We start from the raw sequence: 23761 nt of genomic DNA, 5'->3' as shown, positions 1-23761 counted from the left end.
AAGGGCCTAGTCGACCATGCGCAGTTGGCAAGGCGACGGGTCGATGGCTACCATCACCGGCCGCGTTAGATGCGTCAGCGAGCAAAGGGCCTGGCCTGGGGCGAGATTGGGAAGCGATCTCCACGTCGCTTCGTTAACACCGGGGATGACTTTTTTCAGTCGATTGACCACGCCGCCGTCGGTCAGCTTGTGCAGAACCCAGTTGTTGACGAGGCCGAGCACCTCATCTGGCAAATGACTAGGAAGCTGCGTTACGAAGACCAGCCCGAGATAGCGTTTGCGGCCGCGGCGCGCGATGCGCGCCACCTGATCGAAGAGATTAGGCATCTGCTTGATGCGCTGCGCCGAGAGAAACTCATGGGCCTCCTCTATGAAGATGTTAACGCGGGTCAGCGGCTTTGCCTCCGCTCCTTTCCGCACCTGTTCTTCGCGCTCCGCATAGCGGTCATCCTGGCGCGACTGGAGCAACCGTAGGATCTGCGCGATGACGAGATTGCGCAGATAGGGCGCATCCATGTCGCTGAGATCGACGATTGAGATGCGGCCGGGTTCCAGCATGTCGTCTACTCTGATCCTCTCCTGTTGGCTGTTGGCGAAGACGCCAGCTGATTTCATCCGCCACAATCGCTTGGCAATTGCCTTCCATGAGCGTGAATCCTTTTCAATTTTCCGCGCATTCAGCGTCTGCAACAAAACGGTTTCATGGCCGCGAAAACCGTTCGGCCTGCCCCTGAAGCCGTTGGCCCCGCCCTCGATCAAGTCGATCGCTGCTGCGACAACATCGATCATCTTCTCGATGGACATTTTCGGCCAGCCGCGCTGAAGCTCGTCGATTTCCAGCGCCTCGGCGTGCTCCTCAGGTGTTGCCGGATAAATCTTTTCGCGCTCCATCGTGATGCGGCAGATGTCGTAGGCTTCCAGCAAGCGGCGCTCCTGCGGTTCGCTCAAGTCCAGGACTTCGGCAAGCACGTAAGGAGACAGATCGTCGAAGGCGATCTTGAATTCCCGCTTGTCGGGATGCCGGGGGTTGGCAGGTGTGCGACCAGAAAGATAAAGTAGCTGGCTCTTCGGCGCGCCAGCCGCCGATAAACCACGCTTTTTCAGCGCCGCCAGCATGTGCGGATTTTGCGTAGGCTCGTTCATCGTCGTGTATTCGCCCTCGATATCGAAGACGACCACCGCATTACCGGCACTTGCAAAATTCATGATACTGCCGGAGACGGTGGTACTCTTGCCGCCGCCGGTCGTCCCCAGGATGGCGACATGTTTATAGAGAACGGACTTCTTGGCTGCCGGCACTTCCACCGAAATCGAGCTGACGCTCTCCAAAAGGCCGAGGCGAACGGGCTTGTCTTCGGCGGCGACGTCAAGCCCGAGCACCGCCTTGGTGTCCTCCTGACCAAGCAGGAAAACCGGGCTATTCGGGCATGGGCGCTTGAGAGGTGGAATAACCACCCCGTCGACTTTCTCGCCGAAGACCTCCACATGCGCGATACCGTGATATTTGGGTGTCAGCACGGCACCGTGGGCGGCAGCGACAACGAGCGTCGGCGCATTGGCGCCAAGTGCGTCTGGCTCGGCAAAAGGGCCGGAACCGACGACGCCCAGATATTGAGCTTCCACTGTATTCGTGCGCGGGTGCATGCTGTCGATACGAACATAGGCCTCTCGGCTCACATTGCCTATCTGATGCTCGGGCACCAGGATCGTGATAGTCCCATCCTCCGATCCCGGCCGGTCGAACATCGTGCGGGCAACCGATCCGCGATATCCCTCGGGCTCCTGATAGGCTCCGCCGTTTTCGTTGGCGGTTCGTTCCAGGCGTTCGGAAGCGTCGGTGATTTTGTCGGCGGCGTTCATGAATTAAAATCCTTCAGTGAAGTTGGAGGTCATGTCCGCGTATTGCGTTCGGCTAGGAAGCGGAACGGCGAGCCACTGCGGGCAAGGGCAGCATGGACCTGCGCGGACAGGCCGCCCGGCTCGAACATGCTCTTGCAGGTGCGATCAGCGATATCGATCAGGTTCGGAAAGCCTCGTGCCTCCTGGAGGGCGCTGTCGGCCATAACGATCTGCGCTGCCTCGTGCACATGATCTTCATGGGCATAGAAGACACGTCCGGGGCAAAGGGCCGACGCCCGATAGACACCGAGCACGACCTTGGATCCGACGTCTTCCTGGAAACTGCGCACCGCCTGATAGAGACCGGAAGCCTTGTAATGCGGCCGCTCGTAACTGCTACCGGCGACATAGCCTTCGATAATGTCCTTGGTATTGCGCAGCACCGCATATTGTAGCGGCTGAAGGGCATTGGCGATCGTCACGACAGCAGCGTCGCTAATTTCGCTCGGCACGAAAATGAACTTCTTATGTCCGAGCAGAAGTTGGCGGAGCATTGTCAGGCTAGCAAAGGCCATCTCGTTGCGACCGGAGCCGACAATCAGCTCATGCGGCATCGGGCCCCCGTGCCCGAGACGCCAAGGTCGAACAGACCGTTCGCTCAGCATTGCCCGTTCCGCGTAGATCATGAGGGCCCTGCAGAGCATGTCGCTGATGCTGACCAATTGACCGTCGTCACCATATTCAGCCTGCGCACGCTCGCTTGCTTTGAGACGAGCACGGCGAGACAGGAAATCCAGCACCTCCTGTTCCGCATCACCGTTCTTGCGCATGATGTCGTGGCGATAAAGGCGATGGCCAATGGTGCCACCATCTCCAGTGCCGATATAGGACGTCAGACAGATGCCCAGTTGGACAACCGTAACAGGCAACGTCGTCACGGATACTCGCGTTCCGTCGCAGGCTTCGACCAAACCGTTGAACAAGACATTACGGATGGCGGCAGCGATATCATCGATGGTGAGATTGTAGATCCCGCTTTCGGTCGATCGGTCGGGAGCAGTCGGCAAGGCCTGTTCCAGTTTCCGCAGAACCCGCGGCCCCATATCGTCTTCGTATTTGGCGGCCATTTCGACTTCGCGCTCAAGGCGCGCCGTGAGCTGATCCATCCGTTCGCCTGACGTCCAGCTGTCGAGGTTCAATGCCTCCTTGAACTCCGTTTCCAGCGATTGGGCGACCTCGACATCTTCGATAGGGTCGATCGATGGCCCGGAGGCAAACAAGCTTGCTTCACCCCTACCGTCCCCCTGTGGCACATCCTTGATCTCATCGAGCGCCATGGTGGCCTCCAAAGTATTTCTCGTGATCATGCCCTATCCTTCGCGTGACCATTGAGAACCTCGACATTTATTTTTTGCCGAAGAGACCGAGCACGCCTCTGCTGATTCCGGATGGACGTAGAAAACCGGCAATCTTCGATGCGATTTCGGACGGTAGGCCGTAGCGTTCCCTCAAGGCGCCCGGTGTCGCGTTTGCCAGCGCCTTGAGGTCCTTCCATGGAGCAATGAGCTCGATGGCGAGGTCGTCTGCATCGTCCTCGATGGCCGCGACCGATCGTCTGTTAAGAGGCTCGCGATCCATCGCATGGCGGAAAGGGTCGATCGGGACATTGCGGAGGGCCGCCGAAAATCGTTCACCAGGCGTTGGAGGACGAGTACGATCGAGAACCGCGATGACATTGGGACCGAAAGCCGTTACCGCATCTTCGCGCGGTTTAAGGTAATGGAGCAGAAAGTGCGCGACCTCATGCGCGATGGTCATGCGCTGCTGATCTTCTGGATCGTCCCCGTCGACCAGAATCAGTGCCTTTCCGACATCAGCGATCACGCAGCCCCGCAGTGGACGGCGCAGGTTGCTTGTCCAGGGATCGGCGCCGGTGTCGGTGAGAAGCTGTGACATAACCGAGGTGTCGAGGCCGTTGATCCGCAAGATCGCTACGGGAAGGACCCGTGGCGCCGCTTTGCCAATATCGACAGGGCAACCAAACCGTGCTCTACCGCCGGCCGAGCGCCAGAAGGTGTCAGCGATGGCCTCAATGTTCCGTCTGGCCATCGTCGTCGTCTCCAATACGATCGCGCGCCGCAAGGAGGCGGCCCTGCTGGGCAAGGTCGTTCGGATGGGCGGTCGCAAACTGCTCGACGGCTTCTGCCGTGCGAAGAAACGATATCAACCGGTCCATATCGATCATCAGTGCCGATGCGATTTCCGTTACGTCCTCGATCCAGTGCTCATCGCGCGGGCGCCGGCAAAGGCTAAGTTCGATCAGTTGTTCGGGAGAACTGCCGAGGGTGGCCCCGACATCCTGGTTCGGAAACGTCTTGCGCCACCGCTCGACCAGAGAAGACAGAAGCGGAGCAGGCCCGCTGGCCGCGCGGCGCGCGGCGCGCTCCAGAAAACGTTCGTCAGAGTTCATCGCGCAACCTCTTCATTCGCAAGAGCATGCGATCTTTTGCTTGCTTCACCATCCGCTCAATGTCAGCAGCGGACGGATTAAGTTCCATTGCTTGGGCAAAAGCGCTCGTCTGATTTTCTCCGTTGAGAATCAACGCCAGGACCTTCGCCTCCACGTCGTTCGTCGCGAGCCTGCGGCCGTAAAGCTTCATGATGTGCCTTGCGTCGATCGCATCCTCGTCTCTGAAGACGTCTTTCGCGCGGGCGGCCCAAAACTCGACATCGGTCTGCGTGTTTTTTTTCAGAAGCATCCGGCGCTTGCCGGACTTGCGCAGCAAATCGATGGCATCGGCCTGCGCGATACGGCAGAGATAAGACCAAAGAGAACTCTTCTCAGTATCGCAGCCCTCCGGATGGGTCACATAGATCATGATGGCATCCGAGGCGAGATCATAGAGCTCATCCTCGGTGAGAGCGGTAAATCGTGCCTTGAGAAAGCCCTTGAGCGGTTTCAGTGCTGCCACATAGAGGTCGCGCGACGCTGTCGGCCGGCCCGCACGCATCCGCTCGTGGATTTCGTTGAGCTCGTCCTTCAGATCCATGGCACCCCTACCGCGAATCCAGATGGGTAAGGCGTTGGCGGGCGAGCGTGACATACTTGGGGTTCAGCTCGATGCCGATGGACGGTAGTCCCTGGCTGGCTGCCACAGCTAAAGTCGTTCCTGAACCCGCATAAGGATCGAGCACGACACCCCCATTCGGGCATCCAGCAGCAAGGCATCGTTCAGCGAGCGCCTCTGGAAAAGGCGCGGCATGGCGATAACGTTTGAGAGCGTTGCGGGCGGGAATGTCCCAGACGTCTTCCTGACCAGCTAGCCCCTCCCGATCGAAATAATAGCGACCTGTCTTTGTCAGTATGAAAATTGTCTCAGTGGTCGTCCACGGACGGTCGCGCACGCTTGGCTCGGCGAGAGGTTTGGTCTTCCGCCAGATCACGCATGACCTGAGCACCCAGCCGGAATTTTGCAGGGCAAGCGCGACCCTCCACGGAATACCCAGGAGAGACTTCTTCGGGACACCGAAGCCCGGACGATCCACAGCCCGATACTTCTGACGCGCGACTCCGCGCCACGTCTGCTTCGGGTCACCACCGCGCGGCTGGCCCTTGCCAGAATAATAAGTGTCACCGAGCACGACAAAAGCAGTCCCGGAGGGCTTAAGAACGCGCAGGGCCTCGCTGAAAACCGCTCTCAACGCCTCGACATAATCCTCGACCGAATCTTCCTGACCGGTCTGACCTTCGATCCCATAGTCACGCTGCCAGTAATAGGGCGGGCTTGTCACGATACAGTCGACAAAGTTATCGGGTAGGCGCCCTACACCGGACAACGCGTCGTCGTTGCTAACAATCCACGGCGTCGTTTTAGAGTGGCCATATTTGGCGTCCATCAGAGTGGTGGGATCGAGGAGGCCAAAATCAAATTTCTGCCGCCCTGCTATACTTCTCAGGCGCGGCCTGCCATCCGATGCGCCATCTTTCTTCGAAAGGTTCCGAAGAACATCGCCAACAGAATTTAGTTTTGCTGTCACGGCTGGGTCCTTTGATCCGGTGATTTGAAAAATTACATCAGATAAAATTTCACAAGGTTAACGCGAATCTCATGCAGTCTATACACTGCACTAGCAGCGCTGGAGAAGATCCGGAATGAATTTGAGGAGCGAATGCTCGAGCGATGGCAGTTCTACATTACCCCCCACGCCCGAAACCTCCCCCTCCCCGTCATCTCCCTGAGGCCGAGCTCCAAAACGATCCGCCGCGCCGCCTGCGGCGTGACCTCCAGCATCTTGGCCACCATCCCGGCGGACACGAGCGGTCTCGCCATCACCAGCTCGATCAACTCCGGCAGTTTTGAAGATGTCCGCCTCCCCTCCAGTTTTCCGTCCATCATCGTTTTTGCCAGCGCCAGCCGGTCATGCTCTTTCAAGCCAATCTCAGCCGCCGCAAGGAGGCCATGGGCGATGGAAAGCAACCGAGTCTCGCGATCGCGATGCCGACGCCGATCGACGGGAATGGTTTTAAGGCCGAGATTGATGGCAGCCAAATGGGCGCCGGTGGTGATGCCGGCCTGGCGCAGGATCGACGCGGCAAGCAGCCGGCCAAGCCAGGGCGCATGCTGCAAGACGGAAAGCTCGTTCCAGGCATCGAGGGCGATGATCGCCTGCAGCACTGCCGGCAGATGTTCGGCCTGGCGCAAGACGCCGCGCCACTCCTCAAGCCGCGTGTCCTCATCCCAATCAAGATCATAGACGAGGGGGTCTCGTTCCCGGGCATCGCCGGAAGCCCGTCCGGGCTTTCTTGCTTGTTCGATCGCCGCCTCCGATCGGGCCAACACCGTGTCGATCGCGGCGTAGTCGACGCCGGGGAGAGCTTCGCTTTCCTCAACGTCATCCCCCTTCCCTTCCCGATCAATCGCGACGGCGCGGCGGATAGCGCCGGCAGTCGCCGCCTGATCAGTATCTGCCGACATGATATCCGACGTTTTTCGCAAAATTCGGATACCCTCTGCGGACAAGGCCCAGTCGGGCGCCTGCGCGGCGACGCGTCGGCGGGTGCGAAGAACGTCGCGGGCGATGGTGAGTTCGTGGGTGGGGGTGCGGATGTCGCGAGTCGCGTCGTGGAGGACGAGGTCTTCGAGATGAACGAGTTCGCCGTCGATCCAGAGGGAAGCACAGGCATCAGCGAAACTTTGGCGTTCAAGGAAGCCCGGCCCGACCAGCGAGCGGGCGATGCGCTCGTCGAGGCGGGCAAGCGCGACGCTGGCGTCGAAAGCCGGCCGCATCAGGGCTGTCGTACTGATTTTTGCGAGATCGTAAACCATTGAAATTATGGTAAATGATTTGCTAAAGGAAATCTATCTCGATGTTTGAGTTCGCTACTGGATAGACTGCGCTAGGCCACGCCTAACCATCGATAGTGATCAAGTATCGATAGTGATAAGTACAAACGTCTTGTACGCGAGCGTTCACGCTGCTACAGTAGCGTCAAAAGCCACTATCGGAGCGCACAATGCCCCAGACCAGCTACAAGATCAGCGAAGCGCGCAAGAATTTCGCGGAGGTGCTCGAACGAGCCAACCAGGGTGAAGAAATTGTTATCATGCGCGGCAATGAAGTCTACGCCCGCATCGGCCCGGCCGACGGTGGCAAACGACCGTTCGGCCTGCTGCGCCAGCGCGGCCTGCCCGACAACCTGTTCGACGATGTCGACACCGAGCAGGCGACGATCGACGCAGGCGATTTCAACGACGATGTCGGCATCTGGCAGGGCCGACCAGCCGAGCGCGAGCCATGAAGGTGCTGCTCGACAGCCACGCCGTCTACTGGTGGACGACCGGCAGCAATCGGCTCTCCGACACGGCCCGAGGCCTGATCGAGGATAAGGCCAACACCGTTCTGGTCAGCGCCGTCTCCTTCTACGAGCTCGACAACAAGATGCGGCTGAAGAAGCTCGACCTGAAGCCGCAGGAATTGCGCGCCGCCGTCACCGCCAGCGGCCTACAGACGCTCGCCATCAGCGATCTGCATGCGGAGCTGGCGGCAAGCTTCGACTGGGATCACCGCGATCCCTGGGATCGCATTCTCGCCGCCCAAACGCGGCTGGAACATTGCGCTTTCGTATCGCTGGACGTGGCTTTCGACACAGTGCTGCACGAACGGGTCTGGTAAGGAGTAATAGCAATGAAGATTTTTGCGGATATTCCCGAAGCGGCCGAACGATTCGAAGAGCTGGTGGATCTCGCCCGGCGCAACGACGAGATCGTCATCTGCCGTGCTGGGCAGCCTATCGCCGTCCTCACGGCGGCCCCGAAGCCGGGCCAGGGCAAGATGGATGATTTTCTGGCGCTGGCAGCCGAGGGTCGCCCGGCAAGCGGTGATCAGACGTCAAACCATGACGATTTCTATGACGAGAACGGACTGCCGAAATGAGCGGCGCGTCATCAATTTCGGTTGAAAGGCGCGCCGAGGAACTCGATACGCTCGATGCCATTCTGCCCTTTGCCCGCCGCCATCAGCTCGCGACCCTACTGACGGACGACGATGTCGCCACGCTCAAGCATCTGGCAAAGGAAGGTGCGGGCGCCAATACGTTACGGGCTCTCGCTTTCGATCTTGTCTATCTCGAGGCTTGGTGCGATCTGGCGACCGGTTCCCCCTCCCTGGCCGGCGCCGGAAAGCTGCTGTTGAAATTCGTCGCCCACCATCTCTGGGGTCCGGTGGAGCGTGCAGAGGATCCCAGCCACGGCATGCCGGCCGACATCGAGGCCGAGCTGCGTCTCCAAGGGCTGCTACGCTCAGAAGGCCCGCATGCACCCGACACCGTACGCCGGCGACTGACCTCCTGGTCGATCCTTACTCGCTGGCGCGGTTTGAGCGGATCGTTTTCCGCCGAGTGGTCATGACCTCGCTGATCGGGGTCGAGTACGCCATCACCGCCTAGGCCGGTCACTGCTCGGACCTCTCCAGGCGCCGAGCCTTCGACGACCACGCCGTCGCTTGAACCAGCCGCCACTCAGCTGAAATTCTTCAGGTAAAGCGAGAGGAGCTGGGTCTGCGAGGAGATGCCAAGCTTACGATAGACATTGCGACGATGGACCTTCACCGTCCCCGTCGCGATGTTGAGCTTCAGGCCGATTGATTCCGACGAGTGCCCCTGGAGCACTAGTTCAACGATTGCCGTTTCGCGGCCTGTGAGGTTTAGATCGTGCCATACGGTATCGGCGCGAGGGAGGACTTCGTTTTTGCGGCGGCTTTTGCCCCTTGCTGCGAGCTGGGCATCGAAGCGCGGCGCGAGCCCGGACCAATAATGCTTCACCATGCTGGCCACGAGCGGCTCAACCCTTCTCAGCGTTGTAAACTCGGCGGGTGGAAAAACACCGGTCTGTTCCTGCCGCATCAGCGAAAGCACGACGGTAATATCGCCATCGATAGGCACAAAGAAGCCGATTTCCTCGGCAAGTCCGGTCTGGACGTAATAGGTGCGGTAATATTCGCTGGAGAAGAACCTGTCAGGCGCCAATTCGCGCATCCTGAAGACACCTTCACGGCGTTCGCGAGCGGTATGGTAGAAGGGGTCGAGCAGATATGGACCTGCCTGATAGAGTGTGACGAAGACGATGTGCTCGTCGCGATCGAAGGTGTTGTAGAGATCGATCGGCCGCTCTTTTGCCCGATAGGCGAAGACGACGACATAGTCGAAGCGCACGAGTGCTGTCATCATCTGCCGGAAAGTATCGCCAAAACCGGCATCGGTCATGGCAGGCTTGCCGACCGTCGCATTGAAGGCCGTAAACAGCGTCTCCAGGTCGATACTCACTAGCTCCTCCTTCCCGCCGTTCCGCAAAATTCGCGGAAGCCGGGTATACACCTTCCACGAAACAATGTGCGCCTAAATACCTCTCTCGGGGTATATACCATGGAGGAAGCGCAGGCTTACTCTTTCCTTAACGACGGTGGCAATAAGGCGGCGATAGACTGCCATTCCAAACCAACCGCAGGGAACAGACGTGGCATCCGCTTCGACGAACGATATCGAATTCCGTTCGGTCACAAAGAGCTATGGCGTTGTGACCGCTGTGACAGACATTAATCTCACAGTGCCCAAGGGTGCCTTCCTGGCATTGCTCGGGCCGTCCGGCTGCGGCAAGACAACCTGCCTGCGCATGATCGGCGGCTTCGAACAACCGAGCGAAGGCACCGTGCTGATCGACGGACGCGAGATGAACGGAGTTCCGGCCTATCGCCGCCCCGTCAACATGGTCTTTCAGCACTACGCGCTGTTCCCGCACTTCAATGTCGAGCAGAACGTCGCCTATGGGCTCAAGCAGATGCGCCCCAAGATCACGACAAAAGAGATCGACCGGCGCGTCACTGAGGCGCTCGAAATGGTCCGGCTCGACGGCTTTGCCAAGCGGCGCATCCATGAAATGTCGGGTGGGCAACAACAGCGTGTGGCGCTTGCCCGCGCCATCGTCAACCGCCCTTCCGTATTGTTGCTCGACGAACCTCTGGCGGCACTCGACAAAAAGCTGCGGTCGGCCATGCAGATCGAGCTGCAGACCCTGCAGCGCGAGCTCGGCATCACCTTCGTCCTCGTCACCCATGACCAGGAAGAGGCGCTTTCGATGGCCGACGTCGTCTGCGTCATGAGTGCCGGGCGCATCCGTCAACTCGGCAGCCCGCAGGAAGTTTACGACCGCCCTGCAGACCTCTTCGTCGCCGATTTTGTCGGCAAGACGAACCGTATCGCCGCGGCAATGGAGGCCGATGGTACGACGCTCAGGCTGGCGGATGGCTCAGCGATCGCCTCCGGCAAGCAGCTCGTGTCGGGCGAAGTCATCGCTGCCTTGCGCCCCGAGGCAATCCATCTGACGCGCAGGGCTGCGCCTTTAGGCGCGTCATTCAAGGGAACCGTGACGCATCGCATCTTCCTCGGCTCATCTGCCGAATATGCGGTCAGCGTGCCGGGCCTCGGCGATTTCCTGATCACGGCAGACCGGCGCAGCATGAATGAGAGCGACCTCGTGGAGCCCGGCGAGGAGGTTTTCCTCGGCTTCGACCCCGCCGCCATCCATGTCTTTCCAGCATCGAATGCATAAACCAAGACAAGGGAACAGCATCATGAGCAAGGATTATAAGGACAATCTGCCCATCTCCGCCGAAGGCTTCATGGACGAGTTCATGCGCCTGAAGCGCGGTTCCGTCAATCGCCGGCACTTCCTCAGCGTCACCGGCCTCGGTCTTGCGACCGCCGTACTGTCGCGCTTCCCGGGTGCGCTGTCGACGCCTGCTTATGCGGCCGAAGATCTGGGTAAGCAGATGTCGATCGCCACATGGCCGAACTATCATGATCCGGCAACCTTCGAGAATTTCAAGGCGGCGACCGGCGTTGCCGTCGAAGTTAATGTCTTTGGCTCGAACGAGGAAATGCTCGCCAAGCTGCAGGCCGGTGCCTCTGGCTGGTCGCTCTTCGTGCCGACCAACTACACGATCTCGACCCATCATAAGCTTGGTCTGATCGACGAGCTCGACCTTTCCAAGATTCCGAATTTCAGCCAGGCAACCGAAAGCCCGCGCTTCACCAAGGAAGGCCAGATCGACGGCAAGACCTATGCTGTGCCTAAGAATTGGGGCACGACCGGTTTCTCCGTCAATACGTCCAAGATCAAGACCAAGCTTTCCAGTTGGAAGGACTTCTTCGAGATCGCCCAGACCGAAGCCGATGGCCGCGCCATGGTGCACGACTATCAGCTAACGACGATCGGCAGCGCGCTTGTCTCGCTCGGCTACGACTTCAATTCGATCAAGGCTGATGAACTTGCCAAGGCCGAAGAGCTGCTCATCAAGGTCAAGCCGCATCTCTTCGCCATCAATTCCGACTATCAGCCATCGATGCGTTCCACCGATGCATGGCTCACGATGTGCTGGACCAATGATGGGGCGCAGCTCAACCGCGACATGCCGGAACTTGCCTATGTCCTCGGCACCGACGGGGGTGAAATCTGGACGGATTACTATGCGATCCCGAAGGACGCGCCCAACAAGGCCGCAGGTTACGCGTTGCTTAACTACCTGATGGACCCACAGAACGCGGTGAAGGAGCATATTGCCAACGGCGCACCAACCACCGACAGCCGCGTAATCGGGCTGCTGCCCAAGGAGGTCACCTCGAACAAGATCGTCTATCCGGACGAAGCGGCGCTGACACCGCTGGAATTCGGCGCTGCCGTGACGCTCACCGATCCGGGCCGCGCCGAACTGATGGCGCGATTCAAGTCGGCGTAAGTCTTGCCTGCATCCCGGCTTCCCCCGCCCCGCAGCGGGGAAGCCGGTTCTGCTTCCAGATCCGATGGATGAAGACCGAGCCATGCCCCTGCCCCACGTCACCAAACGGCGCCTGATCACCGCGGCCCTTGTCGGCCCAGCCAGCATCTGGCTGCTCGTCTTTCTGGTGCTGCCCTTCATCGCAATCGTCGTCTTTGCCTTCGGCGAACGGGCGCCCGAAGGCGGCTATCAGGCGGCTTTCACCTTCGAACAGTTCGCCAATCTCGGCGCACGCTCAGCAGCCTTCGTCAATACGCTGATCCTGGCGCCCATCGGGGCGGCTGCCTGCCTCATCGTCGCCTATCCGGTCGCCTATTTTCTGGCGGTCAAGGCGAACCCGCAGCGCCGGCTGCTGCTCGTCTCACTTGTTGTCGTGCCCTTCTGGACCAGCCTACTGGTGCGCACCTATGCCTGGATGTACCTGCTCGGCGCGCGCGGAATTCCGCACCTGCTCGAATTCGTCGGCATTGAAAATGTGAGGCTGATCAATACGCCCGGCGCCGTGCTGCTCGGCATCGTCTACGGCTACCTACCGCTGATGATCATGCCGATCTATGTCAGCCTGGAAAAGCTGGATCGCCGGTTGCTCGAAGCCTCGGCTGATCTCGGCGCTAAGCCGATCTCGACCTTCTTCGGCATCACCCTGCCGCTATCGCTTCCGGGCGTGATGACGGGCGTTGCGCTGGTCACGATCCTGCTTCTTGGTGAATATCTAATCCCGCAGCTTCTTGGCGGCGGCAAAGTCTTCTTCATCGGCAATGCACTAGTCGATCTCTTCCTGCAATCGCGCAACTGGCCATTCGGATCGGCGATTGCCGTCACACTGGTTGCCGTCGTTGTCATCGTGCTGCTTGTCGCCATGCGCATTGCCTGGCGCGTTGCCGGTACTCGGCAGGTGGACCTCGTCTGATGCGCGCACTCGTCACTTTCGTCTATCTCTTCCTCTACACACCGATTGCGCTGGTCGTCCTCTTCTCGTTCAATGCGGGCCGCAATGCCAGCGAATTCACCGGTTTCTCGACGCAATGGTATGGCCGGGCGCTGTCGAATACGTTTCTGATGGAAGCGTTGCGCAACAGCCTGATCATTGCCATCACAAGTGCCGCGCTGGCAGCGGTCTTCGGCACCATGGCCGCCATCGGCATGGAGCGACTCGGCGCCCGAATGCGCGCCATATTCGACGGGCTTTTTGCGGCGGCGATCGTCGTGCCAGGCGTCGTCATCGGCATCGCGACGCTCGTCGCACTCGTTGAGGTCTTTGGCCTCATCAACCCTCTCATCGCGGCCGTCTGGCCAGGCGATCAGCCGCCCAAGCTCGCGCTGGGTTACGGGTCTATCATTGCCGCGCACGGCCTCTTCACGATGGCGCTGGTGACAATGATCGTGAAAGCACGTATCGCCAGCCTGGGACGCGATATCGTCGAGGCGTCCAGCGATCTCTATGCGACGCCACTCACAACGTTCCGGCAGATCGTGTTGCCTCAGATCATGCCGTCCATCGTGGCAGGCTTCCTGCTAGCCTTCACCTTTTCCTTTGACGATTTCATCATCGCGTTCTTTGTGGCCGGATCGAATACGACGCTGCCGATCTATGTCTTCGCCTCCATTCGCCGCGGCGTGACACCTGAAATCAATGCGATCGCGACGATGGTGCTGGTCGCCTCGCTCATCCTTATTTTCATCGCGCGCTTCCTGATGCGCGAAAAGACAACAACCGATTGACTGGGGAAATGCCATGATATTGAGAGATCGCGTTGCAATCGTCACGGGCGCAGGCTCGGGCATCGGTCGGGCCGGCGCACAAATCATGGCGCGCGAAGGCGCCCATGTCGTTGTCGCCGACATCAGCTTCGCGAATGCCGAAGAGACGGCCGAAATGATTGCCGAGGCCGGCGGCAGTGCCGAGAGCTTGGTCGTCGATGTGACCGACGACAGGGCGCTTGAAGCTGGCATAACCGCTACCGCCGCGCGCCATGGCCGCATCGATATTCTGCACAATCACGCAGGCGCGCAGGTCGCCGGAGATCTGGAGCAAGTTGCCGTCGAAGGCTTCGACAAGTCCTGGAGCCTCAATGTGCGGGCACATTTTATGGCGGCACGTCTCGTCATGCCGATCATGAAGAAAGCCGGCAAAGGCGTGATCCTGAACACGTCATCATCATCAGGTGTTCTCTATGACCGCGAGATGATCGCCTACACGACGACCAAACATGCTGTCATCGCTATGACCCGGCAAATGGCAGGAGACTATGCGAAATTCGGGATTCGCGTGAATGCTCTTTGTCCCGGATGGGTTGACACGCCATTCAACGAACCGTTCATCGCACAGATGGGTGGACGCAACGCCATTGAAGGCTACATCGCCGAGAAGGTGCCGCTTGGCCGTTGGGCGGATGTTTCGGAGATAGCCGAACCTATCCTTTTCCTGGCCTCAGACCGCTCGTCCTACATGACGGGGCAAATCCTCGTCGTCGACGGCGGCGAAACCGTCATTTAACGAAGCTGGCCTCCGGTGCAGCCCGCCACGCAACCATTCCCCATACATCTTCAGGGCGCCCGTAGCGCTTGATGGCCATGACAGCGTGCTGAACATCCTCATGGGACCGTCCGGTTGCACAAAATTGACCGTAATTGCAGGTGATCCAAAGTCAACTGCCTTCAAGTTAGTCTGGCTCGATCGACACAGACCTCCGGCGGAGTGTCCGTTTTCGAACTGACTATCAGATAGCCAGGGAGAGCAGAGTTCATCCGGTGGCAAATTAGCCATCCACTTGTTTTGGTGATATGAAAACGCTCCGGGATCTCCAAAGTTCGCCTTCTCCGTCGCTCTCGCAAAAGTCCCCATTAAGCGACACTTGTTTCCTGACTTTTGCGATGTCGCCGAATAGGGAGTTTGCGGCAGCCGCAATGTCCGGGTTGCGGCTAATTCAGAAGATTCCAATGATCCTGGCGGGTAAAAACTGTATCGTTACAAGGAAATTGATTCCGCCTAATCAAGCTGATCGACACCATTAAAGTCGGGGCAACTCACAGCGCCGGAGACGATCTTGCCGAAGCCGAAAGCCCTCCCCTCCTCCGCCGATACGGTGCTGGCCCGCGCCGAAGAACTCGATGCGCTCGACGCTATTCTACCCTTTGCCCGCCGCGATCAGCTGGCAACGCTGCTGACGGACGACGATGTCGCCACCCTCAAACATCTGGCCAAGGAAGGCATGGGTGCCAATACGCTGCGCGCACTTGCCTCCGATCTCGGCTACCTCGAAGCCTGGTGCGAGCTGTCGACCAGCGCTCCCCTCCCCTGGCCGGCGCCGGAGAGCCTGCTGTTGAAATTTGTCGCTCATCATCTCTGGGACCCGGTCGAACGGGCCGAGGATCCGAGTCACGGCATGCCGGCCGCGGTCGAGATCGGATTGCGCGCCAAAGGCCTGCTGCGTGTCGAGGGCCCGCACGCGCCCGATACTGTCCGCCGGCGGCTGACCTCCTGGTCGATTCTCACTCGCTGGCGCGGATTGACGGGATCTTTTGCTGCTCCGTCTCTAAAGAGTGCATTGCGGCTCGCAGTCCGCGCCGCGCCGAGGCAACGCCGCCGCAAGAGCAAACGAGCTGTCACCGGCGATATCCTGGCCAAGCTGCTTTCCACCTGTGACGGCAAGCGCCTGGTCGACCTGCGCGATCGCGCCTTGCTGCTGACCGCCTTCGCCTCCGGCGGCCGCCGGCGCTCCGAAGTCGCCGACCTGCGGGTCGAGGATCTCGTCGACGAGGAGCCGGTGCATGCCGATCCGGCAAACTCCGCCTCCCCTCTCCTGCCGTGTCTCACCATCAATCTCGGACGCACTAAGACGACAACCGCCGACGACCGAGTGCATGTGGTTTTGATCGGTCGACCCGTCGAGGCGCTGAAGCAATGGCTTGCGGAGGCCAGGATCGACACCGGACCCGTGTTCCGGCGCATCGACCAATGGGGCAATATCGATCGACGGGCACTGACGCCGCAGTCGGTCAATCTGGTCCTGAAAACCCGATGCAAACAGGCCGGCCTGGATCCCGCCGTGTTCTCAGCCCATGGGCTGCGATCTGGCTATCTGACCGAGGCGGCCAATCGCGGTGTCTCGCTGCAAGAGGCCATGCAGCAGTCCCTGCATAGATCGGTGGCGCAGGCGGCGAGCTACTACAACAATGCCGAGCGGAAGAATGGGCGGGCGGCAAGACTGGTAAGCTAGGAAATTAATCCGGGATGAGCAGATGAGGTATTCAACCGGCCAGGCGATAATGGTAGGCGATCACGTTAAGGTGGATGGCATGGCGGGTATCGTTATCTGCGATTTCGACAATCGCGCCTTTCTGGCTGGCTATTCCGGGTGGGACATCCCCGACGTGGAGATGATAGGCGGTGGCACACTGTCTTCCGGAATCATGGTCAAAACGACTGAAGCAGGCTTGATTCACTACGAACACGGAAGCGGGAACATCCTATTTGTTGAGGCGAGTGTCCTTCAGCCTGCTGGCGCCAATCGGAGATTAGAAGATTGATCTCCAGTACAGATCGAGGCGATGTAGTCAAGATCCCTGGTTTTAGCGTTCTTAGCCGAAGATTTTGGAATCGGTCAGCGGTCATGCCCCGAAAGGATCTTGTTGATGGCACGCACCAAAAGTTCCGCTCCCCACCAAGACAAAAAACCGATAACCAATACTGGCCAGCGATAGATATATGCGTCGACGGCGATTAGGCTTAGCAAGCCATAAATGATCATGGCGGTTAAAATTGGCGTTACCCACCAAGAGAAAAGTGTCGGCCTTTTGTTCATACCTCTTTTCCGATCGCACACCCAACGGCGCAATTAATAGGCCGTCGCTTCGTTTGGATAGAAAACAAGTGTGCTGCCGGTGCTGAGAGCATCGTCGTAAAATCCGGCAAAACCTCGGTAAAGGTCAGTGTTGAGAATCTCGATCTGTAGCTTGCCGTAGAGCATATCTTCAATGTCGGTAAATCCATACTTCCGGCATTCCGACATGGCCGTTTGATACTCGCAAGAATCTGATTCTTGTCGCAAAAAGAGCATACATTTGAGGGCCGCCGGTTCTGATCCCTTCACATCAACAGATCTGATTTTGTTGACTATGGGTCGTGATCTTTAAAAGTGGCGTTGCAGTGCGGGACGACTGCTTCGCGCCCCATTGCGGTCGTAGAGGTCATAAGGGCGCACCTGAAGCGGACTGGCTCCTCGCCGGCGTCATGTCTCCCGCGCGCCAAGAGTAGACATCCTTCTCAGCGTCGATGAAGGTCGGCTCTCGATCCCATCGCGGAGGTTGAGCGTTTCTTGTAGCGTGGGCATGAAGATATCCTGACGTAATTGAGATGGCAGAGTGATGAAAGAGGGAGGGAGGCCCGAAGACCTCCCGGTGTTGTCACTTCCCGGCCTTGGCGGCCTTTTCGATTACGTCCGCAACTTCCTTGGGTTTCGACATGTAGACGGCATGGCTCGACCTGAGTTCAATGGTTTGAGCCCCAGCTCGCTTGTACATCCAACGCTCCAGGTCGGGGTTGATTGCCTTATCCTGCGTGGCGACGATCGCGAAGGTTGGTTTTTCGTGCCACGGAGCCTTGGTGACGGGCGCCGAGAAAGCCTTTTCAGAAGCGAAGACCTGCGAAACGGCCATCAGGTCGGATGTTGACTTCGGCAGATCGGCCGAAAAATCGGCAGCGAACTTTGAAGGATCGAGATAGAGATATTCATCCTTGGTCGCCTTGATATCTTCGCTTGGCAGTGGCATCGTTTTAGCGAGAGACAACAAGCTGTCTCCGACCTCTGGGACAAAGGCGGCGGCGTAGACCAGCGATTTCACCTTGGGATCGGCGCCTGCTTCCGTGATGACTTGGCCGCCGTAGCTGTGACCGACGAGAACAACCGGGCCGTCCTGCTGATCAAGGATTCGCTCGGTCGCTTGGGCATCGTCCTGAAGCGACGTCTCCGGCTCCTGAACGATGCTGACCTTGAAGCCATCCTTAGACAGGATATCGGCGACCGCCTTCCATCCTGATCCATCGGCGAATGCGCCGTGGACAAGGACGACGTTGCGGACTGCAGCGTCTGCGGCAGACGCCGAGCTGAAAGGGATAGCGGAGGAAGTCAGCATGGTTGCGGCGGCGATTGCCTGGAAGATCTTGGACATTTGATGGTTCCTTTGGTTGCGTTGAATTCAATGGCGTCTTGTTGAGGGGAGGCTGAGTTTCGACGTGAAGGATATTTGCGAACCCGAAGCCGCTACTACCCCCAGTCATGAAAACGATTTTGTCTTCAATTCCCATGCGCACGGTACTTCTCCTCAATAGTTGCGCCGACGTGCGCGCGATGGGAAAGACCTTCTGCAAACGATCTTGACCGAAATGGCTGATATGGCGCGGCCGCTAATGACTATGCGAACGGTTTGTTAGCCGACCTGAACTGGGTCGATGACGATGACCATGCGTTCGGCGAGAGTGCCGATCAGCGATCGATAGTTCTGGAAATGTGGGCTGTCACGATGCGCATTTAGCGCCGCATCGTCAGCATACAGTTCGTCTAGCACGAAGCGAGCGGAGCCGCCGCGGTCTTGCCAGAGATCGTAACGAAGATTGCCAGGTTCGGCTCGGCTGGCCAGACGCATTGTCCTGAGCAGATCCGCAAGATCGGCTTCTCTGTGAGGCAGGGCCGTCAGAACCGCGATAATGCGTGATTGTTGTGTCATGGTTTGATTCCTTCCCTTTCTCGACGGATGGCGTAGGAATACGGTTCAAACTGGCTGACGGTATTTTCATATGCTGCGGTTCAACGAACCGATCTTGCTAATCTGATCCGTTGCGTGACATAGCGGATTGATCGCCGCGCCAGATGTTGGGACGCATGTATCAGACCGTGCGCTTGAGCGGAGCGGCACCTTGAGCGTCGCAAGGAATGGTGAGATCAGAGCGCGTCGCTCCTGCCCTGGCAGAGGGCGCGGTAGTGTCCTGGCGTCAAGCCAGTCGACCGCTTGAACACGCGCGTGAAGTTGGCTTGCGAACCGAACCCGACATCGAGGGAAATCTCAACCAGCGACAAGGTGGCGCCGGCCAGCTTTTGTTGTGCCACTTGCACCCTTCGGTCGGTGACGTAACGGTGGGGGGAAAGCCCGGTCGCCTGCTTGAACAGACGTGCGAAATGATAGGGACTGAGGCAGGCCTCGGCAGCAAGCTGCTCAAGCGTCATCTCGTCTATGAGATGGGCCTCAACGTAGTCGAGAACCCTTTTCAGACGCCTCGCATCCAAGGTCTGGGCGATCTTTGGTCTCTTCCAACGGTCAACGGTGTAGTTGCCCATCAGGCAGGCCGCTAATGAGGTGCGCATCCCGTCGATGAACAACCGGTCCGTGATGTCGAACTGCCGCCCTATGCAGCCGGTCATGGCGGTTGCGATCTGATGCAGCGTCGGGTCAGCAACAAAGCCGGCGTAGGCGAGCTCGACCAGGCTTGGGTCCAGATCGTAGTCCTGCAGCGCGCTCGCCTCCACGAGGGTCGGAGGCAGGTAGATATGAAGACATTCGGCCGGACCGGTCAGCTCGATGTCGCGCTCATAGATTCCCATGGGCGAGATCCAGACCATCCCCGGCAGGGCAGCTCCGCTTTGCGTCTCACCATTACCTTTGCGCTGTGAACCTGCTCGCCCGGCCAGCATGATCACCACCTCCACACTCTCGGCGGTAAAGTCTGCTTGCGGTCCGGCCTGGATCCTGCGTCGCTCTATGAGTAGATCAGGCCATTCGGCGATGCTGCCGAGGTGCTCGCTACCGATAAATTTTCGATCTCCCGAGCCGATCATCGGTTTCCTGTTCCGTTCGAATAGCCGCATCCCAGACGTGGAGCTGTCGCCGTCAGTGTTCCCAGAGTGCAACTATGTCACTGAACCAGCCGCGTTCCAAGAGCTGTGGTATCGCCCGCATTGCCGGCTTTGAAGCAATCTCGTCAATGGTTGGGCAGCATCCATTCTCATGCACCAAGAATGTATTGCTCTTAAGCCTGCGAAGAGCGCGGTATTGTCCGGCGCGGTCCTGGCGAACATCCGAATACGCCCAGCGTGAGAGGGGCTCAGGGCGTGTGGTTAGGCTTACCTGTCCGCGGACATGGCGGAACAGTGGTATCCGACCTCTTCAAGAGGAGTTGGGACGCCGAGCCTCGTCTCTTTCAGTAAGGAGGCTGCCCTATCGCAAGATCTGTTCGTTGGAGAGCAGGATATGAGAATAACTGCCGCTTCGAAACGCATATGAATATCACGTCGATTTCGCGTCCTTGGCCACTGGCCGCCTGCTGCGGCTCTTGGGGTAAGGCGTGATTGAGCTGATTGTCACCCCCCACTTAAAGAAAGGACGACCAAATGACCCAACATGTGCTATTTATCGTGACGAATGCTGCCGTTATCGGTCCGAAGAACCGCGGAACCGGGTTCTTCTTTGCCGAAGTCGCTCATCCATTCGAGGTACTCGACAGGGCCGGCATTGCTGTCGAATTCGCCTCACCCTCTGGCGGCTGGACCCCTTATGACGCCTATGACGAAAGTGATGCTGCGCAAAAGGCCTTTTTCGAAAGTAAGGCGTTCCGCCGCTTGAACCGCAGTCGCAAATTGTCGCAGGTCGATGCCGCAGACTATGACGCTGTGCTGATCCCTGGAGGGCTTGGTCCAATGGTCGATATCGCCCGCAACGTCGAGGCACAGAGGGCAATTGTCCGGGCCTGGACCACCGACAAGCTCGTGTCTGCAGTTTGTCACGGACCTTGCGCCCTGCTCGGGGTGGACGTCGGAGACGGCAAGCCATTCCTGGAAGGCAAGCGTGTGACCTCCTTTTCAAAGAGTGAGGAGTATGACTACGCCCGTGAAGACGTACCTTATGAGCTTGAGGATGCGCTAATTGCTGAAGGGGCAAGCTACTCCTCGGCGCCTAACTGGCAGGCCAATGTTGTTGTGGACGGACGGCTCATCACCGGACAGAATCCGGCGTCGGCGGGTCCTCTGGCCGAACACCTGCTCAGTGCGCTCAAAGAGCGTATGCTTTAGCGTCGCCCGCGAGGGGGTCAGAACAAGATTAATGCGAAATCGTACGTTTAGGCGGAAAAATGATCCTGGAGATCGACATTCGTTCGCTAAACCGCGCCCAAAGTAGGATTCCGCCCTAAAGCTTTATGTTTCAGCACAGACCGTACGGAAAATCTGCTCGAATTGGGTTAGCGTACGATTTCGCATTAATCTTGTTCTGCCCCCATAATCAGGATCGATGTCGGTCATGACGAAGCCCGCCTCATGGATGGCGGTGGTCAGCCCGGCTTCTCCAATGACAAATGCTTTTCCGGCAGGGGTCTGGTCTTTGAGAAAAGCAGCTGTTGCCAGCGCTGAGGTCCAGATGCGTTCCTCCGGCACGTCCAATCCACTGTTGTGCAGCCGGGCACTGAGATCGCGAGGCGTATAGATCGAATTATCGGTGAGGACCAGGAATGGTGTATCGCTCGCTCGCCAGTGCTGAATGGGTTCGACCGCGCCCGGAATCGCCTTGTTTTCATGCACGAGCACGCCGTCCATATCGGTCAACCAGGATCTGACATTATGTTTGCTCACTTTTAGAGAGCCTCCTCGGTTATGACTTCGAAACGGGACAATTTCGCTGATCCGAACGCGGTGGTGAGTGCCACGTCGGTTGCGTCACGACCGGTCGCCATCAGAATTCGGCCAATGCGCGGCGTGTTATGCCGAGCATCGACTGTATGCCAATGTCCTCCCAGATAAACTTCAAACCAGGCACTGAAATCCATCGGATTTGGGTCCTTTGGCACGCCGATATCCCCAAGATAGCCGGTGCAGTAACGGGCTGGTATGTTCATGCAGCGACAGAGTGTTATGGCGAGGTGCGCGAAGTCACGGCATACGCCCACGCGGTCTGTGTATCCACCAAACGCCGTCCGAAGCGGATCCGCCTTTTTATAATCAAACTTGATGTGGTTGTGCGCGAAGTCGAGTATTGCCTTTACCCGTGGCCAGCCAAGGGGAGGGGAGGAAAATCGTTTCCAGGCGAAGTCAGCCATATGATCTGTATCGCAATAGCGGCTACCGAGTAGATAGACGAGCACGTCGTCGGGCAAATCCTTGATCTCATGCTGAAAAGCGTCTTGCGGAATGGGATCCGGCAGACCGCTGTCATAAATTTCGAACTCGGTCGAAATTGTCGTTAGCCCTGCTGGCGCGACGATTCGACTGCAGGCATTGCCGAAGCCGTCGATATAGCCCCATGCCTCGATCGGTCGGTCGAAACTCAAGGTCTGCTCAGTCAAAAGATCCGCGCGGCGGGACGGATGAATATTGAGAACAAGCAACATCGGGGTTGGTTGTTCGCATTCGTATCCAAGATGAAAGCCAGCACGTATCTTCATGGTAAAATTCCTTTGCGCCGGCGAATTGCCATGAGACCAGCTTTGGACGGCAAACGCCGGGATAGGCAATGCGTTCCGATCAGTTGAGCACAGATACGATGCGATCATCCGTTGTGACGTTGACTTGGACGAACATGCCCTCGTAGTCAGCGGCTGTTCCGTCGTAACTTCCCCACAAAGGAACTGCCTGCCTCGGATCCCGCGCCACCCCAACACGGATAAGATCACGGTTGCCAACGATACCGTTGGTTGGGTCGAACTCCGCCCAACCGGCGCCAGGCAAATAGATCTGGCACCACGCATGGGTGGAACCGCCACCGAGGGTGGTGGATCCGTCTCGGTCTGGAACGTAGATATAGCCGGTGACGAACCTAGCCGCGAACCCAAGTGATCGTGCGGCCTCCATCATAAGTAGCGCGAAGTCGCGGCAGGTCCCTTTTCGAAGCTGCAGCGTCTCGGTCGGCGCTTGCGTTCCATGCTCTTGTCGTCGAGCATAGATGAAACTTTCATGGATGGCATAGCACATCGTCATCAGCAGGTGACCGGTTTCAGTGGGGTGCCCGATCCGCACGAATTGGCGCGCCCATTTACCGACCTGATCATCTGGATCAGCGTAATGCCGCTGGACGGTTCGTTCCAGATCGAGCGCTTCGTCTGGATCATATGAAAAGGGGTAAGTCAAAGCTGCCTTATCGATTTGCAGATCAACTGCGACATAGGGTGTATGGTCAAGGCGAATGACGGTTTTGAAGCGGAGCTCACGTGAGGGTTGAGCAAAGCCGATCACTGCGACGCAGTTTCCGAACACATCATGGATCCAACGAAGATAGTCCGGTTCCGGGTCGACGAGGAGCTGGGAGCTCAGCAGCGTCTGGTCGAAGCTGTCTCTCGGTCTGAACAAAAGTCTGTGCTCTCCGAACTCAACCGGCCGCTTATAACGATAGGACGTGATGTGTCGGACGGTAAATATTGTCATCGATCACCGGGGTACGAGGTCTAAGACGACTATCACCGTATCACTCTTAAAGAGCACATGCATTGTTACATCGTTCGCTCTGGCAAGCGATAAACAGCGGGGGCGATGGCCCGCAACCTATTGACGACAATCCGGCGGCCGTTAGAAACCGTGATGCGGCCTCTCAAATGTCCCGAAGAAGCCCACGCCCA

The 23761-nt window shown here is 58.3% G+C and carries 27 protein-coding genes and 2 pseudogenes; 12 read left to right on the top strand and 17 right to left on the bottom strand.

Translation table 11 applies throughout. From position 1 onward, the window contains the following. Nucleotides 1-6 precede the first annotated feature (6 nt). The 7 genes from AC13QE_RS22550 to AC13QE_RS22520 all read right to left on the bottom strand — a co-directional run bounded on the left by AC13QE_RS22550 (nucleotide 7) and on the right by AC13QE_RS22520 (nucleotide 7175). Nucleotides 7-1860 carry an ATP-binding protein gene (locus AC13QE_RS22550; protein WP_488485326.1) on the bottom strand — a complete coding sequence of 618 codons (1854 nt, stop codon included), beginning with the start codon at nucleotides 1858-1860 and terminating at the stop codon, nucleotides 7-9. A 29-nt stretch (nucleotides 1861-1889) separates the two neighbouring features. Further along, on the bottom strand, nucleotides 1890-3206 hold the full coding sequence (locus AC13QE_RS22545) for a hypothetical protein (protein WP_488485325.1): 1317 nt from the start codon (nucleotides 3204-3206) through the stop codon (nucleotides 1890-1892). Nucleotides 3207-3243: 37 nt separating this feature from the next. Next, nucleotides 3244-3948: an ImmA/IrrE family metallo-endopeptidase gene (locus AC13QE_RS22540; protein ID WP_488485324.1), complete on the bottom strand. Its 705-nt coding sequence runs from the start codon at nucleotides 3946-3948 to the stop codon at nucleotides 3244-3246. Further along, complete coding sequence (locus AC13QE_RS22535) at nucleotides 3929-4309, bottom strand: hypothetical protein (RefSeq protein WP_488485323.1); 381 nt, start codon at nucleotides 4307-4309, stop codon at nucleotides 3929-3931. Before AC13QE_RS22535 ends, AC13QE_RS22540 begins: the two co-directional genes overlap by 20 nt. Beyond that, complete coding sequence (locus AC13QE_RS22530) at nucleotides 4299-4718, bottom strand: hypothetical protein (protein WP_488485322.1); 420 nt, start codon at nucleotides 4716-4718, stop codon at nucleotides 4299-4301. Before AC13QE_RS22530 ends, AC13QE_RS22535 begins: the two co-directional genes overlap by 11 nt. Nucleotides 4719-4896: 178 nt before the next feature. Beyond that, nucleotides 4897-5877, bottom strand: coding sequence for a DNA-methyltransferase (locus AC13QE_RS22525; RefSeq protein WP_488485321.1), 981 nt, complete (start codon nucleotides 5875-5877; stop codon nucleotides 4897-4899). A 152-nt stretch (nucleotides 5878-6029) separates the two neighbouring features. Continuing rightward, a complete protein-coding gene (locus AC13QE_RS22520) occupies nucleotides 6030-7175 on the bottom strand; it encodes an RHE_PE00001 family protein (protein ID WP_488485391.1) in 1146 nt (381 codons plus the stop codon). Between the two features lie 179 nt (nucleotides 7176-7354). Here AC13QE_RS22520 and AC13QE_RS22515 point away from each other — a divergent pair, with 179 nt between their 5' ends. From AC13QE_RS22515 to AC13QE_RS22500, 4 genes and pseudogenes are all read left to right on the top strand, one after another. Then, nucleotides 7355-7639: a type II toxin-antitoxin system Phd/YefM family antitoxin gene (locus AC13QE_RS22515; RefSeq protein WP_488485320.1), complete on the top strand. Its 285-nt coding sequence runs from the start codon at nucleotides 7355-7357 to the stop codon at nucleotides 7637-7639. Further along, complete coding sequence (locus AC13QE_RS22510) at nucleotides 7636-8013, top strand: type II toxin-antitoxin system VapC family toxin (protein WP_488485319.1); 378 nt, start codon at nucleotides 7636-7638, stop codon at nucleotides 8011-8013. The genes AC13QE_RS22515 and AC13QE_RS22510 overlap by 4 nt, the downstream gene beginning before the upstream one ends. Nucleotides 8014-8025: 12 nt before the next feature. Next, nucleotides 8026-8274, top strand: a complete 249-nt coding sequence (locus AC13QE_RS22505; protein ID WP_488485318.1) for a type II toxin-antitoxin system Phd/YefM family antitoxin — start codon at nucleotides 8026-8028, stop codon at nucleotides 8272-8274. Further along, nucleotides 8271-8735 (top strand): annotated as a pseudogene (locus tag AC13QE_RS22500) (integrase); the annotation flags it as partial. The gene AC13QE_RS22505 and the pseudogene AC13QE_RS22500, both read left to right, overlap by 4 nt. Nucleotides 8736-8857: 122 nt before the next feature. Here AC13QE_RS22500 and AC13QE_RS22495 read toward each other — a convergent pair. Then, on the bottom strand, nucleotides 8858-9661 hold the full coding sequence (locus tag AC13QE_RS22495; protein WP_488485317.1) for a helix-turn-helix transcriptional regulator: 804 nt from the start codon (nucleotides 9659-9661) through the stop codon (nucleotides 8858-8860). 190 nt (nucleotides 9662-9851) lie between these two features. On the opposite strand from AC13QE_RS22495, the gene AC13QE_RS22490 reads away from it, so the two are divergent. From AC13QE_RS22490 to AC13QE_RS22470, 5 genes are all read left to right on the top strand, one after another. Then, nucleotides 9852-10943 carry an ABC transporter ATP-binding protein gene (locus tag AC13QE_RS22490; protein ID WP_488485316.1) on the top strand — a complete coding sequence of 364 codons (1092 nt, stop codon included), beginning with the start codon at nucleotides 9852-9854 and terminating at the stop codon, nucleotides 10941-10943. Nucleotides 10944-10965: 22 nt separating this feature from the next. Beyond that, a complete protein-coding gene (locus tag AC13QE_RS22485) occupies nucleotides 10966-12129 on the top strand; it encodes a polyamine ABC transporter substrate-binding protein (RefSeq protein WP_488485315.1) in 1164 nt (387 codons plus the stop codon). A gap of 82 nt (nucleotides 12130-12211) precedes the next feature. Further along, nucleotides 12212-13078 carry an ABC transporter permease gene (locus AC13QE_RS22480; RefSeq protein ID WP_488485314.1) on the top strand — a complete coding sequence of 289 codons (867 nt, stop codon included), beginning with the start codon at nucleotides 12212-12214 and terminating at the stop codon, nucleotides 13076-13078. After that, nucleotides 13078-13890, top strand: a complete 813-nt coding sequence (locus AC13QE_RS22475) for an ABC transporter permease (protein WP_488485313.1) — start codon at nucleotides 13078-13080, stop codon at nucleotides 13888-13890. The genes AC13QE_RS22480 and AC13QE_RS22475 overlap by 1 nt, the downstream gene beginning before the upstream one ends. Nucleotides 13891-13903: 13 nt before the next feature. Then, on the top strand, nucleotides 13904-14665 hold the full coding sequence (locus tag AC13QE_RS22470) for an SDR family NAD(P)-dependent oxidoreductase (protein WP_488485312.1): 762 nt from the start codon (nucleotides 13904-13906) through the stop codon (nucleotides 14663-14665). 200 nt (nucleotides 14666-14865) lie between these two features. Here AC13QE_RS22470 and AC13QE_RS22465 read toward each other — a convergent pair. Beyond that, nucleotides 14866-14976 (bottom strand): annotated as a pseudogene (locus tag AC13QE_RS22465) (HIT family protein); the annotation flags it as partial. A 239-nt stretch (nucleotides 14977-15215) separates the two neighbouring features. Between AC13QE_RS22465 and AC13QE_RS22460 the strand changes: the two are divergent. Both AC13QE_RS22460 and AC13QE_RS22455 read left to right on the top strand, forming a co-directional pair. Next, entirely contained in the window at nucleotides 15216-16388 is a 1173-nt protein-coding gene (locus tag AC13QE_RS22460; RefSeq protein ID WP_488485311.1) for a site-specific integrase, read from the top strand. Nucleotides 16389-16410: 22 nt separating this feature from the next. Next, complete coding sequence (locus AC13QE_RS22455) at nucleotides 16411-16698, top strand: hypothetical protein (RefSeq protein ID WP_488485310.1); 288 nt, start codon at nucleotides 16411-16413, stop codon at nucleotides 16696-16698. A 74-nt stretch (nucleotides 16699-16772) separates the two neighbouring features. Here AC13QE_RS22455 and AC13QE_RS22450 read toward each other — a convergent pair whose 3' ends face one another. The 5 genes from AC13QE_RS22450 to AC13QE_RS22430 all read right to left on the bottom strand — a co-directional run bounded on the left by AC13QE_RS22450 (nucleotide 16773) and on the right by AC13QE_RS22430 (nucleotide 20000). After that, on the bottom strand, nucleotides 16773-16973 hold the full coding sequence (locus AC13QE_RS22450) for a hypothetical protein (protein ID WP_488485309.1): 201 nt from the start codon (nucleotides 16971-16973) through the stop codon (nucleotides 16773-16775). Nucleotides 16974-17006: 33 nt separating this feature from the next. Further along, a complete protein-coding gene (locus AC13QE_RS22445) occupies nucleotides 17007-17261 on the bottom strand; it encodes a hypothetical protein (RefSeq protein ID WP_488485308.1) in 255 nt (84 codons plus the stop codon). A gap of 313 nt (nucleotides 17262-17574) precedes the next feature. Further along, nucleotides 17575-18339 (bottom strand): alpha/beta fold hydrolase, encoded by a 765-nt coding sequence (locus tag AC13QE_RS22440; RefSeq protein WP_488485307.1) that lies wholly within the window; start codon nucleotides 18337-18339, stop codon nucleotides 17575-17577. Between the two features lie 258 nt (nucleotides 18340-18597). Beyond that, the gene (locus tag AC13QE_RS22435; protein ID WP_488485306.1) at nucleotides 18598-18894 is read right to left on the bottom strand and encodes a putative quinol monooxygenase; all 297 of its coding nucleotides are present in this window, start codon (nucleotides 18892-18894) and stop codon (nucleotides 18598-18600) included. A gap of 215 nt (nucleotides 18895-19109) precedes the next feature. Beyond that, on the bottom strand, nucleotides 19110-20000 hold the full coding sequence (locus AC13QE_RS22430) for a helix-turn-helix domain-containing protein (RefSeq protein ID WP_488485305.1): 891 nt from the start codon (nucleotides 19998-20000) through the stop codon (nucleotides 19110-19112). 552 nt (nucleotides 20001-20552) lie between these two features. Between AC13QE_RS22430 and AC13QE_RS22425 the strand changes: the two genes are divergently transcribed. After that, nucleotides 20553-21230 carry a type 1 glutamine amidotransferase domain-containing protein gene (locus tag AC13QE_RS22425; protein WP_488485304.1) on the top strand — a complete coding sequence of 226 codons (678 nt, stop codon included), beginning with the start codon at nucleotides 20553-20555 and terminating at the stop codon, nucleotides 21228-21230. A 123-nt stretch (nucleotides 21231-21353) separates the two neighbouring features. On the opposite strand, the gene AC13QE_RS22420 is transcribed toward AC13QE_RS22425, so the two are convergent. From AC13QE_RS22420 to AC13QE_RS22410, 3 genes are all read right to left on the bottom strand, one after another. Then, a complete protein-coding gene (locus tag AC13QE_RS22420) occupies nucleotides 21354-21785 on the bottom strand; it encodes an HAD family hydrolase (protein ID WP_488485303.1) in 432 nt (143 codons plus the stop codon). A 2-nt stretch (nucleotides 21786-21787) separates the two neighbouring features. Continuing rightward, the gene (locus AC13QE_RS22415) at nucleotides 21788-22594 is read right to left on the bottom strand and encodes a transglutaminase-like domain-containing protein (RefSeq protein ID WP_488485302.1); all 807 of its coding nucleotides are present in this window, start codon (nucleotides 22592-22594) and stop codon (nucleotides 21788-21790) included. Nucleotides 22595-22673: 79 nt separating this feature from the next. Then, nucleotides 22674-23570, bottom strand: a complete 897-nt coding sequence (locus AC13QE_RS22410) for a transglutaminase family protein (RefSeq protein WP_488485301.1) — start codon at nucleotides 23568-23570, stop codon at nucleotides 22674-22676. Between the last annotated feature and the right edge of the window lie 191 nt (nucleotides 23571-23761).

It is taken from the genome of Martinezella sp. CNPSo 3957, from assembly GCF_057784395.1.
Note: the sequence above shows the minus strand (reverse complement) of the source record. Positions and strands in the feature narration are given on the sequence as shown.